Annotated in this window: 11 protein-coding genes; 4 read left to right on the plus strand and 7 right to left on the minus strand. The window is 35.5% G+C overall.

Annotated elements, in window-relative coordinates; translation table 11 throughout:
- Window positions 1-141: 141 nt before the first annotated feature.
- Window positions 142-420: a hypothetical protein gene (locus GQS55_RS09075; RefSeq protein WP_159819908.1), complete on the plus strand. Its 279-nt coding sequence runs from the start codon at window positions 142-144 to the stop codon at window positions 418-420.
- 421 nt (window positions 421-841) lie between these two features.
- Here the strand turns inward: GQS55_RS09075 and GQS55_RS09080 are convergent, their stop codons facing one another.
- The 7 genes from GQS55_RS09080 to ubiG form a co-directional block, all read right to left on the minus strand.
- A complete protein-coding gene (locus tag GQS55_RS09080) occupies window positions 842-1,246 on the minus strand; it encodes a lysozyme inhibitor LprI family protein (RefSeq protein WP_159819910.1) in 405 nt (134 codons plus the stop codon).
- 21 nt (window positions 1,247-1,267) lie between these two features.
- Window positions 1,268-1,570, minus strand: coding sequence for a YciI family protein (locus tag GQS55_RS09085; protein ID WP_159819912.1), 303 nt, complete (start codon window positions 1,568-1,570; stop codon window positions 1,268-1,270).
- Between the two features lie 8 nt (window positions 1,571-1,578).
- Window positions 1,579-2,202, minus strand: coding sequence for a septation protein A (locus tag GQS55_RS09090; RefSeq protein ID WP_159819915.1), 624 nt, complete (start codon window positions 2,200-2,202; stop codon window positions 1,579-1,581).
- A gap of 212 nt (window positions 2,203-2,414) precedes the next feature.
- Window positions 2,415-2,705 carry a class I ribonucleotide reductase maintenance protein YfaE gene (gene yfaE / locus GQS55_RS09095; protein ID WP_159819917.1) on the minus strand — a complete coding sequence of 97 codons (291 nt, stop codon included), beginning with the start codon at window positions 2,703-2,705 and terminating at the stop codon, window positions 2,415-2,417.
- A 19-nt stretch (window positions 2,706-2,724) separates the two neighbouring features.
- Window positions 2,725-3,855: a class Ia ribonucleoside-diphosphate reductase subunit beta gene (nrdB, locus tag GQS55_RS09100; RefSeq protein WP_159819919.1), complete on the minus strand. Its 1,131-nt coding sequence runs from the start codon at window positions 3,853-3,855 to the stop codon at window positions 2,725-2,727.
- A 107-nt stretch (window positions 3,856-3,962) separates the two neighbouring features.
- Window positions 3,963-6,233 carry a class 1a ribonucleoside-diphosphate reductase subunit alpha gene (gene nrdA / locus GQS55_RS09105; protein ID WP_159819921.1) on the minus strand — a complete coding sequence of 757 codons (2,271 nt, stop codon included), beginning with the start codon at window positions 6,231-6,233 and terminating at the stop codon, window positions 3,963-3,965.
- Between the two features lie 466 nt (window positions 6,234-6,699).
- Window positions 6,700-7,428, minus strand: a complete 729-nt coding sequence (gene ubiG / locus GQS55_RS09110) for a bifunctional 2-polyprenyl-6-hydroxyphenol methylase/3-demethylubiquinol 3-O-methyltransferase UbiG (protein ID WP_159819923.1) — start codon at window positions 7,426-7,428, stop codon at window positions 6,700-6,702.
- A 305-nt stretch (window positions 7,429-7,733) separates the two neighbouring features.
- Between ubiG and gyrA the strand changes: the two genes are divergently transcribed.
- The 3 genes from gyrA to aroA all read left to right on the plus strand — a co-directional run bounded on the left by gyrA (window position 7,734) and on the right by aroA (window position 12,995).
- Window positions 7,734-10,451: a DNA topoisomerase (ATP-hydrolyzing) subunit A gene (gyrA, locus tag GQS55_RS09115; protein ID WP_159819925.1), complete on the plus strand. Its 2,718-nt coding sequence runs from the start codon at window positions 7,734-7,736 to the stop codon at window positions 10,449-10,451.
- Window positions 10,452-10,624: 173 nt separating this feature from the next.
- Window positions 10,625-11,713 carry a 3-phosphoserine/phosphohydroxythreonine transaminase gene (gene serC / locus GQS55_RS09120; protein ID WP_159819927.1) on the plus strand — a complete coding sequence of 363 codons (1,089 nt, stop codon included), beginning with the start codon at window positions 10,625-10,627 and terminating at the stop codon, window positions 11,711-11,713.
- A 1-nt stretch (window position 11,714) separates the two neighbouring features.
- Window positions 11,715-12,995 carry a 3-phosphoshikimate 1-carboxyvinyltransferase gene (aroA, locus tag GQS55_RS09125; RefSeq protein WP_159819929.1) on the plus strand — a complete coding sequence of 427 codons (1,281 nt, stop codon included), beginning with the start codon at window positions 11,715-11,717 and terminating at the stop codon, window positions 12,993-12,995.
- Window positions 12,996-13,039 lie beyond the last annotated feature (44 nt).

Raw genomic sequence — 13,039 nt, forward strand, 5'->3', positions numbered from 1 at the left:
GGTGACTGTTCTTCAATTGAGCTTGAATAATCTACAATGCCTACCACAGGTGATTGGTGTGATTAATACTGCCGACAATATATAATGATAGACATCATACAAAATAAAAACTCAAACATATAACATAAAAGGACTTACTTTATGGACCAAAAACAACGTTTAGAATTAATTAACATCATGCATGAGCTTTATCAAACACCAACGACGATAGAGGAACAGTGGCATAGGGTAACGCCCTTATTAACAGAGTTTAACGCTACAATAGGTCAAGGGCTTGAAGGAATGGCAAGCATGATAAATAAACATTTTACTAACGCTGAAAAATTTAAAGACTCTAAAGTTCAGAAATTTGAACTTGAATCTGGCTTGATAAAGCTCAATATGTATTTTAAAAAGCTGGATACATTTGAAAAAAGTTAGTATTTAGCACAAATATCCCCAAAGATAGGTGTATTAACATGTATTGTAGGTACCTCAATGGTTGTAACGGCCAAACCGAATATCTTAATACTATTCGGTTATATTGCACCTTATCTTGAAGCACTGCTTGTCTTGAAACACTGATTGATAAGAGTTGTGATGTTGGCAACTCTTAACTTGGCGTGTTAATAATAAAAATAAAGGGGGAAACTATCCGTGATCAACATCCCTGTTTCAATCGTGCACAAACAGCACCATACAGGTTTGCCTAGTCCCTAAAGCCGCTATAGCAAGTTATCCAGAATTGTGCCATTATCAACAGACAGGCGCAGATTAAAAGTCAGCTACGTTAGTCACTGGTTTTTATATGCATGTATAGTATTAGGTTTTTATATTAAGATTTAAGTTCTTTAGAGCTGTTTTACAATATTTTACTTAATTGATCAATACGGTTCTGAGTGATTAATATATAACACTGTTTATAGGTTATTTTTGCACTTTGTTCTGGCGGGGTTGCAAAATATTGCCATCGACACTCATGTTCTCGAAAAGAAAGAAAGTCGCTTTCTGAACGTCTGAATAGCTTTAACGCTGCAGGACGCCATGTTGGTGTTATTTTTTCTTCTAAATTTAAAACATGAGTATTGATAGATGTTTGCAATTCATGTTCAAGTGCTAATTTTAGCCTATCAAGACAATGTAACTGACTTTTAGGTGTTTGCTCTACCTTTTTGCATTCATCTAACGCATTATGAGCGTAGACAGGATCAGAAAGTAATAGATGCGTAATTAGTAAAGCACTTGAGATTTGTTTGTTTTTAATCATATTTTAAATAAATGACAATTATCAGTTAGGTAATACTTTTTTATAAGGCTTAACAGTGACTTTTTCATAAACACCCGCCGCAATGTAAGGATCAGCATCTGCCCATTGTTGTGCTGCTTCCAAATTGTCAAATTCAGCAATAATTAATGAACCAGTAAAACCAGCGGCCCCTGGATCGTTACTATCAATGGCTGGGCATGGGCCAGCAACTAATAAACGTCCCTCACTTTGTAGATCGGTTAAACGCGCTAAGTGAAGCTCTCTTACTGATAATCGTTTTTCTAAACTATTAATAACGTCTTCACTATATATTAAATAAAACATTAAATTTCCTATATTTTGTCATTGTCTTTGTTATGTTGAGGTTTACTTATTACATTTGAATTTATTTCAATGCTATCTTCAATTGCATTCGTTATATCTTCGCTGTCATCACGCATATATTTATGCAAGGACAATATTGTAATAATAGAGAAAGCAAACATAAGTCCTGTTAAGCCAAATACTTTAAAGTTTACCCAAGTTTCTAATTCAAAATTAAAAGCAACATACCAATTAAGTACGCCACATAACGCAAAGAATAGCGCCCAAACTAAATTTAGCTTAGTCCACACTGGATCTGGAAGGTTTATCGACTCAGATAAAAATTGTTTAATAATATTCTTTTTGAAAATGTAATAACTAACGAGTAGGGCAATAGCAAAAAATTCATTGATGATAGTGACTTTCCATTTAATAAAAACATCATCATGTAAAAAGATAGTTAAGCCACCAAAAACAGCGATTAAACCAAAAAATATCCAATTTCGCGTTGGTACTTTTTCTTTTTTTATAAAGTAGTAAAGAATTTGTAAAGCGGAGGTAATGATGAGTGAGCCAGTAGCCCAATAAATATCGGCAAATTTATTTACAACAAAAAAGATAACTAATGGAATGTATTCAAAAAGTGCATGCATATTATAATTATTACTAAGGAAGAGATTGATTAATTGATTTTAGCGAAACTTCTTATACTTTAAAAGTTAAAGCTCAATATCTTGTTAAATAACTTATTTTCTTTGTCAGAATGTCTTAAGTTTGAATATAAACTTTGAATCTTTTAGATGTGCTATGTGTTCACGATAGTTGAAGAGTAACAGTGAAAATAAAGACATTTTAAATGCCTTTATTATTCATCAATTTCCACACTAATATTGGTCACTGGTATACAACAGCAAGGTAGTATTTCATTTTCACCAATATAGGCAAGCGGTTCACCTTCAGGGTAGTTTACCTCTCCTGAGGTTAATGTGACACGACAGGCTCCGCAAAATCCATCTCGACAATGATAATGAACCTCAACACCTGCGTGCTCTAAGCATTCTAATAAAGTCTGTTTTGGCTCGGTAAACGCAATCACCTTATCATTTACACTAATATTAGGTGCTGACTTTATAGAGGGTTTACTTGAAACAGACATAAAAAGGCATTAATAAACTTTATAAATCAAAATCATCAAAGTCATCAGCGTCAATTGTTGAATCAACTTGACCGACTAAATAACTTGAAATCTCTGTTTCTTGTGGCGCTACCTGAACATTATCACTCACTAAGTAAGCATTCATCCAAGGAAGTGGATTACTTTTGATATTGAATGGCGCACTAAAGCCAATAGCAGCAAGGCGTTGGTTTGAAATATACTCAATATATTGATTTAATATTTCAGCATTCAAACCGATCATTGATCCATCTTTAAATAAGTACTGTGCCCACTCTTTTTCTTGATCAACAACATCTAAGAATATTTTCAAGCCAGCATCATGCATTTCAGCACTGATCTCTTTCATTTCAGGATCATCTTTACCCAATCGCCAGTTATTTAAAATATGCTGAGTTCCGGTTAAATGAAGTGCTTCATCGCGTGCTATTAATTTAATTATTTTTGCATTACCTTCAAGTAATTCACGCTCTGCAAATGCAAATGAGCAAGCAAAGCTAACATAAAAACGAATCGCTTCTAGCGCATTAACAGAGCAGATTGCTAAATATAAACGTTCTTTAAGCTTCCGCTTAGTGACCTCAATAGTTTTTCCATTAACCTCATATGAGCCTTCACCTTGAGATTGAAATAACTGTGTCGTTAAAATAACCTCATCAAAGTATTTTGAAATACTGCTCGCTCGCTTTAAAATCGCTGGGTTTACAATAATATCATCAAAAACTTCACCCGGATCAGTAAATAAATTACGTAAAATATGGGTATAAGAGCGAGAATGTATCGTTTCGCTAAATGCCCATGTTTCTACCCACGTTTCAACTTCTGGTAAAGAAACTAAAGGTAATAATACTGCATTCACTGATCGTGCAGCCATAGAGTCAAGTAACGTTTGATATTTTAAGTTTGAAATGAAAATATGCTTTTCAGAATCAGTTAAACCTTGCCAATCAGATCTATCTTTTGAAACATCAACTTCTTCTGGTCGCCAAAAAAAAGAAAGTTGCTTCTCAATTAGTTTTTCAAACGCGATATACCGCTGCTGATCATAACGAGAAACATTAACACTATTACCTAAAAACATAGGTTCAAGTAAAGCATTATTTGGTGTTTGGTTAAACGTGGTGTACGTCATTATTTTTTATTCCTTAATATATTGCCAAGACAACTGAAGTAGGCAATAAAGAATCAAGTAACCTACTTGATTCATTTTATTTGTTTAATTATGTTCTGTGCTAGAAATTATATTTTACAAGCACCACCAGCGCAGCTATCGTCTTCCATTTCGATATCGTCATTCGCACCATCACGTGTATTATGGTAATACATGGTTTTAACACCAAGTTTATAAGCGGTTAAAATATCTTTTAAAATTTGTTTAATTGGAACTTTGCCACCGTCGAACTTCGAAGGATCATAATTTGTATTTGCTGAAATTGTTTGGTCTACAAATTTTTGCATAATACCAACAAGCTCTAAATAACCTTCATTACTTGGAATATTCCAAAGTAATTCGTAGTTGTCTTTCAGTCTTTTATATTCAGGAACTACTTGTTTAAGTACACCATCTTTACTTGCTTTGACACTAATTAAACCACGTGGTGGCTCAATGCCATTCGTTGCATTCGATATTTGAGATGACGTTTCAGATGGCATTAAAGCTGATACGGTTGAATTACGAACACCATACTTTTTAATACTCGTACGTAATGATTCCCAATCTAAATGTAGCGGTTCACCAGTAATATCATCAATAGTCTTTTTATAAGTATCAATAGGTAAAATACCTTGAGAAAGACGCGTTTCATCAAATTTAGGACAAGCACCTTTTTCTTTCGCTAAACCGTTAGTCGCTTTCAGTAAATAATACTGAATGGCTTCAAACGTTTTATGCGTTAAATTATTTGCACTGCCGTTTGAATAATATAAGCCATTTTTAGCTAAGTAATACGCATAATTAATAACACCTATACCTAACGTTCTGCGCGCTAAACTCGCACTACGTGCTGCCGGAATAGGGTAGTCTTGATAATCTAATAAACTATCTAACGCACGTACGGCTAAATCGGCTAACTCATCTAGTTCATCAAGAGACTCAATTGCGCCTAAGTTAAAGGCAGATAAAGTACAAAGCGCTATTTCACCATTTTCATCGTTGATATCAGTCATCGGCTTAGTTGGTAAGGCAATTTCTAAACACAAATTACTTTGACGAATAGGGGCTTTACTTGGGTCAAACGGACTATGAGTATTACAGTGATCAACGTTTTGTAAGTATATACGACCAGTACTCGCACGCTCTTGTGCAAATAAAGTAAATAACTCTATTGCTTTAATGCGTTTTTTACGAATCGAGTCATCGTTTTCATATTGTACATAAAGTGCTTCAAACTTATCTTGATCTTCAAAGAATGCATCATAAAGCCCTGGAACATCACTTGGACTAAAGAGGGTAATATGACCACCTTTAATCAGACGTTGATACATGACTTTATTAAATTGAACACCGTAGTCTAAATGTCTAACACGGTTTTCTTCAACACCACGATTGTTTTTAAGTACAAGTAAGCTTTCAACTTCTAAGTGCCAAAGTGGGTAGAATAACGTTGCTGCGCCGCCACGAACACCACCTTGTGAACAACTTTTAACGGCTGTTTGGAAATGTTTGTAGAAAGGGATACAACCTGTATGAAATGCTTCACCATTACGAATAGTACTACCTAATGCACGAATACGCCCTGCATTAACGCCTATACCTGCACGTTGAGAAACATATTTAACAATCGCGCTTGATGTTGCATTAATAGAGTCTAATGAATCATCACATTCAATTAATACACACGATGAAAATTGACGAGTAGGTGTTCTAACACCTGCCATAATAGGCGTCGGTAGTGATATTTTAAATGTTGATATGGCGTTATAGAAGCCTTTAACATAGCTTAATCTAGTTTCTTTCGGGTATTTAGCAAATAAACAGGCGGCAACTAAAATATATAAAAACTGCGCGCTTTCATAAATTTCGCCATTAACACGGTTCTGTACTAAGTATTTACCTTCAAGTTGCTTAACTGCAGCATAACTGAAGTTTAAATCACGACTGTGATCTAAAAATAACGACATGTGTTCAAAATCACTTTCGTCGTAATCAACTAATAAGTGTTGGTCATATTTACCCGCTGCAACCAGCTTCACTATATGGTCATATAGTTTTGGTGGCTCAAATTGGCCATAAGCTTTCTTACGTAGATGAAATACTGCAAGTCTGGCAGCTAAATATTGATAATCAGGTGTCTCTTCTGATATTAAATCTGCTGCCGCTTTAATAATAGTTTCATGAATATCTGCAGTTTTAATCCCATCATAAAATTGAATATGAGATTTTAATTCAACTTGAGAAACAGAAACGTCATCAAGATTTTCAGCAGCCCAAGCAATAACGCGGTGAATTTTTTCTAAATCGATGGGTTCTTTTTCGCCATTGCGCTTGGTAACAAAAAGTTTATTAGTCATGAAAGGCCTGTGGTGTAAATTGTTATTGTTTTCTTTAGTTTTAAAACGTTATTTATCACTAAAGAGTCCTGTGTTGTTTCTGCTTTTCAAATAGTCTAATAAATAGGCTGGTTAAAAAGTGCATGCACAACATCTAGGGTTAGATTGTAAATATAGACACAAGATAATGAGGTTTTGGGTTTATTGCAAGTGATAAAAAAGTACTAATTTAACTTGATTTTTTCATTGATAGCATTAGGTTAGTAATGACTAACCTAGTACCGTTAAAAGCTTTAGTAATTTGCTAAAATCAATCTTTATTTGAAAAAAAATAATTAGTTAAAAATATTTTTATTTTTTTTATTATATTTTTATAACGATTAAATATGAAATCCAATGAAATATTTAATTTTGTTATTTATCAGTGGCTTAGTTGGTTTTGTTTGTAGTTTGAACAACTTGGTTGAAAAAAAAACAAATCAGTAAGTTATATTTTCTTACAGCATAAAATGTAGTTTACATCTAAGCTATCAGTTAACTTATGATTCTCAGAAATTGGGTTGTAATGAATACCACTAGCATCTATACAATTTAACCCATACTGTTCAGCCCAACTTATCAGTTGAGAAGGTTTTATAAATTTATCATGCTCATGTGTACCATCAGGGACTAATTTAAATATTTTCTCAGCGGCCAAAATAGCAAGTAAATAAGATTTCACGGTTTTATTGAGTGTAGAGAAAAAGACTAAACCACCGGGTTTAACTAAATTAGCACAGGCATTTATGATAGAAGCAGGGTCTGGCACATGCTCAAGCATTTCCATACAAGTGACCATGTCAAAACCTTCATGATTTTGTTGTGCTTTTTCTTCAGCGGTTATTTTTTCGTAATTAATGGTTAAACCTGACTCAAGGGCATGCAGTTTAGCGACGTTAAGCGGCTCTGTGCCCATATCTATACCAGTCACAATAGCGCCTAATTTCGCTAAAGACTCTGATAAAATACCACCACCACAACCTACATCAATAACTTTTTTAGAAAAAAGTTCACTTTGTTGTTCGCTAACATGTTGACATATAAATTGTACTCTTAGTGGGTTAACTTGATGTAACGGCTTAAAGTCTCCAGTTAAATCCCACCACTGATTTGCAATTTGCTCGAATTTAGCAATTTCAGCATCATTTACATTCAGCACTTTATTAGTTTCGGTCATGGTTATATCTAGTTAATTTTTGAATTATTCAATTCTAAACGAAACTTTTAGCTAAGCAAAGCGTAAACGAAGCTCAAACAGCAGCCAAAGTAATGAATTAGATCAATTTAACTGTGCATTTGTTGTTTTTATCATCATTTTTTCAATGGCTCGCCATCTCTTTGTAAATGGACAAATAAAGCTATTTGGCATCACTAAAAATTGTGCTATTATGCCGCGTTGATTTATATATTTTTTATGAAAATATAATAATAAAAATATTGTGATTTTATAGTTACATTTTAAGTTAAGGGATACGTCTATATATGTCAGATCTGGCCAAAGAAATAGTTCCAGTAAATATTGAGGATGAGCTAAAAACATCCTACCTAGATTATGCCATGAGCGTAATTGTTGGGCGTGCATTGCCTGACGTTCGTGATGGATTAAAACCTGTACATCGTCGCGTATTATTCGCGATGGAAGTTTTAGGGAATGATTGGAATAAACCTTATAAAAAATCTGCCCGTGTGGTTGGTGATGTTATAGGTAAGTATCACCCACATGGTGATACTGCTGTTTACGATACTATTGTTCGTATGGCGCAATCATTTTCTTTACGTTATATGTTGGTTGATGGTCAAGGTAACTTCGGGTCTGTTGATGGTGATAGTGCAGCTGCAATGCGTTATACCGAAATTAGAATGTCGAAAATTGCGCATTCTATTCTTGCCGACTTAGATAAAGAAACTGTTGATTTTGTACCTAACTATGATGGTACTGAATTTATTCCAGCAGTAATGCCTACTCGTATTCCTAACCTACTTGTTAATGGTGGTTCAGGTATCGCCGTAGGTATGGCAACTAATATTCCACCGCATAATTTAACTGAAGTTATTAACGGTTGTTTAGCCTTAATAGAAAACAGTGAAATTACGTTTGAAGAACTATTAACGCATATTCCTGGTCCTGATTTCCCTACTGCGGCTATTATTAGTGGTAGAGCGGGTATAGAAGAAGCTTACCGAACCGGTCGTGGTAAAATAAAAATTCGTGCTCGTGCAGAAATTGAAGTTCACGAAACATCAGGTAAAGAAACCATAATCGTTCATGAGTTACCATATCAAGTTAACAAAGCTCGCCTGATTGAAAAAATGGCTGAACTTGTTAAAGAAAAACGTCTTGAAGGTATTTCAGCTTTACGTGACGAGTCTGATAAAGACGGCATGCGTATGGTTATCGAGATTAAACGTGGTGAAGTAGGTGAAGTTGTTTTAAATAATTTATTTAAACTAACGCAAATGCAAGTGTCTTTTGGTTTTAATATGGTGGCATTAGGTAATGGCCAACCGAAAATATTTAATCTAAAAGAAATGCTTGAAGAGTTTGTTCTTCATCGCCGTGAAGTTGTTACACGCCGTACTATATTTGAACTTAGAAAAGCCCGTGACAGAGCACATATCTTAGAAGGTCTATCGATAGCCCTTGCTAATATTGAACCTATCATTGAGTTAGTGAAAACCTCTCCATCAAGAAAAGAAGCGGAAGAGCAGTTAGTTGCTAAAGGTTGGGACTTAGGTAATGTTAGCGCAATGTTAGAGCGCGCTGGTACTCATGCTGCTCGTCCTGAGTGGTTAGAGCCACAGTTCGGTATTCGTGATGACAAATATTATTTAACACCTGTTCAAGCAAAAGCTATTGTAGAGTTACAACTTTATAAATTAAGTGGTCTTGAACACGAAAAAATTCTAAATGAGTATAAAGAGTTATTAGATCTTATTGCAGAGTTAATGCTTATTCTAGAAAATCCTGAGCGTTTAATGGAAGTTATCCGTGAAGAACTAGAAGCTATTAGAGATGAGTTTGGCGATGAACGCCGCACTGAAATTACTAATGCCTCTCATGACTTATCTTTAGAAGATTTAATTACTGAAGAAGATGTTGTCGTAACACTTTCTCATGAAGGTTATGTTAAGTATCAAGTATTAAGTGATTATGAAGCTCAGCGTCGTGGTGGCAAAGGTAAAGCTGCAACCAAGATGAAAGAAGAAGATTTCATTGAGCGCTTATTAGTAGCTAATACACACGATACTATATTATGCTTCTCAGATCGCGGTAAGTTGTACTGGTTGAAAGTTTACCAGTTACCACTAGCAAGCAGAACGGCACGTGGCCGTCCAATTGTTAATATTTTACCATTAGAAAGCGGTGAACGTATTACGGCAATTCTACCTGTACGTGAATATGAAGAAGATAAATACATTATTATGGCGACAGCGTCTGGTACTGTTAAGAAAACAGCGTTAACTGCTTATAAAAATCAAAGAGCTAACGGTATTATTGCGTTAAACCTACGTGATGACGATACCTTAATTGGTGTTGATATTACTGATGGCAATAATGACATTATGTTGTTCTCAGATGCAGGTAAAGTTGTTCGCTTTAATGAAAAAGTTCGTGATAGTGAAACAGGTGAAATCAAGCTTGATCCTGAAACAGGCGAACAGCGTTGGGCATTAAAACCTATCGGTAGAACCGGTACTGGTGTTCGTGGTATTAAACTTGAAAACGACCAAAAAGTTGTTTCACTGATTGTACCTAAAAACGATGGTCCTATTTTAACCATTACTGAAAATGGTTTTGGTAAGCGTACTGACTTAAATGAATATCCTGCGAAGAGCAGAGCAACGAAAGGTGTTGTTTCTATTAAAGTCAGTGAGCGTAACGGTAAAGTCGTTGGTGCAGTTCAAGTTGAAGATCTTGATGAAATCATGGTTATTACCGATAACGGCACATTAGTACGAACACGTGTTAATGAAGTGAGTGTTATTGGCCGTAATACCCAAGGTGTTCGTTTAATTCGTACTGTTGAAGGTGAGCATGTTGTTGCACTTCAACGTATTGATGAAATTATTGAACCAGAACTACCTGAAGGAGAAGAAGGTGATAATGTAGATGCTATTGAAGCAGATGAAACATTAGCTTCTAATACTTCTGAGAGTACTGAACAGTTAGATAACGAAAGTACACCCGACGACCAATAACAGGCGTCACATATGATATAAAGGCGGCTAATAACCGCCTTTTTTTATGTTCAGGATGAACGGTATTTCGCGGTGCCATGGATGGCAAAGAGCGTGTATGTTCAGGATGAACGGTATATCAAGCGTATATTTCAAGCTTGATAAGTTAAATTTACCTATTTTGAGAAAAGATAATGTCAGAAGTATTTAATTTTTGTGCTGGACCCGCAATGTTGCCAAAACCAGTAATGGCAAAAGCCCAAGAAGAATTTATTCATTGGAACAACACCGGCAGTTCAGTAATGGAACTAAGCCATCGTAGTGATGTTTATATGGCTATGGCTGCAAAGGCTGAAGCCGATTTACGTGATCTTATGGCTATTCCAAACAATTACAAAGTACTATTTTGTCATGGTGGTGGTCGAGGTCAATTTTCAGCAGTACCGCTAAACTTACTACCACCAGGTAAATCAGCTGACTATATCGTTAATGGTTCATGGTCAAAAGCGGCAGCTATTGAAGCGAAAAACTTCGGTGAAATTAATGTTATTAATATTCGAGAAGAGCACTCTGACGGTGAAATAAGCCTTGTTCCAAGTGAACAATGGCCACTCAATAGTGATGCTGCCTATGTTCATTACTGTCCTAACGAAACGGTTGATGGTATTGAAATTAATGATGTGCCTAATACCAACGGTATTCCACTTGTTGCTGATATGTCATCCACTATCTTATCTCATGAAATAGATGTTAGTAAATTTGGTGTTATTTATGCTGGAGCTCAAAAAAATATTGGGCCTTCAGGTTTAACAATTGTCATTATCCGTGAAGATTTACTTGGGAATGCACAAAAAGCGACACCTTGTATCATGAACTACGAAACATCAGCAAACAATGATTCTATGTATAACACTCCGCCAACTTATGCGTGGTATCTAGCAGGATTAGTTTTTCAATGGCTTAAAGCATTTGGCGGCGTAAAAGCCATCGCCAAAGTTAACCAACTAAAAGCTGAATTGCTATATCAAACAATTGATGCGAGTGATTTCTATACTAATACTGTCGAACATCAATACCGAAGTAAGATGAATATTCCATTTTGGCTTAAAGATGAAAGCTTAAATGAAAAGTTTTTAGCACAAGCTGAACAGCGAGGCTTAATGGCTTTACAAGGTCATAGAATTGTCGGTGGTATGCGTGCAAGTATATACAATGCAATGCCAATTGAAGGTGTGCAAGCGTTGGTTGATTTTATGCAAGAATTTGAAAAGGGGAATAAGTAGTATGGAGCAGTTAACATTACAGCCAATTGGCAAGATTAACGGCGAGATTTTCTTACCAGGCTCAAAAAGCTTATCTAATCGTGCATTGCTAATTGCAGCATTAGCGAGTGGCGTGACTAAAATTACTAACTTACTTGTTAGTGAAGATATTGAGCATATGCTTAACGCATTAACAACACTTGGAATAAAATACACGTTAAGTGATTGTGGTACAGAATGTACTGTTGTTGGCAATAATGGCTTTTTTAAAACAGATACACCATTAGAGTTATATTTAGGTAATGCTGGTACGGCTATGCGCCCATTGTGTGCAGCATTAGCTGCTAGTGAAGGCGAATTTGTTTTAACAGGTGAGCCAAGAATGAAAGAAAGACCTATTGGTCACTTGGTCGATGCACTTGCACAACTTGGTGCGGGTATAGAATACCTTGAAAATAAAGATTATCCACCAGTTAAAATATCTGGTAAAGCGTTAACAGGTAATATTGTCAGTATTGATGGTTCAATTTCAAGTCAGTTTTTAACGGCGATATTAATGATAGCGCCTTTATTAAAAACAGACACTAAAATTGAAATTGAAGGCGAATTAGTCTCTAAACCATATATAGATATTACACTTAATATCATGAGTCGATTTGGCGTTGATGTAAAAAACAACAACTATCAATCTTTCACGGTAACTGGTAATCAATCTTACCAAGCTGTTGAAAAGTATATGGTCGAAGGCGATGCATCTTCAGCGTCATACTTTTTAGCTGCCGGTGCAATTAAAGGTGGAAAAGTCACTGTACATGGTGTTGGAACATTAAGTGTTCAAGGTGATAAGCATTTTGCTGATGTACTCGAGAAAATGGGTGCAGAGGTTACTTGGGCTGATGAATCTATCACTGTTGTGGGTAAACCACTGACGGCGGTTGATATGGATATGAATCATATCCCTGATGCGGCAATGACCATTGCAACAACCGCACTTTTTGCGAAAGGCACAACAAGCATTCGTAATATTTATAATTGGCGAGTTAAAGAAACCGATAGATTAACAGCTATGGCAACAGAGCTCAGAAAAGTTGGAGCAGAGGTTGTTGAGGGTGAAGATTTTATCTCTATTACACCGCCAGAAACATTAAAACACGCTGAAATTGATACTTATAACGATCATCGTGTTGCGATGTGTTTTTCGCTTGTGGCTTTAAGTGATACACCAGTCACTATCAATGACCCTAAATGTACCGCGAAAACATTTCCTGATTATTTTGACAAGTTAGCGGAAGTTTCTTGTTAAACAGGTTAACAGATATTTTTTTGGCGATTTTAATATATAAATCC

The sequence above is a fragment of the Colwellia sp. 20A7 genome, from assembly GCF_009832865.1.
Lineage (GTDB): Bacteria > Pseudomonadota > Gammaproteobacteria > Enterobacterales > Alteromonadaceae > Colwellia.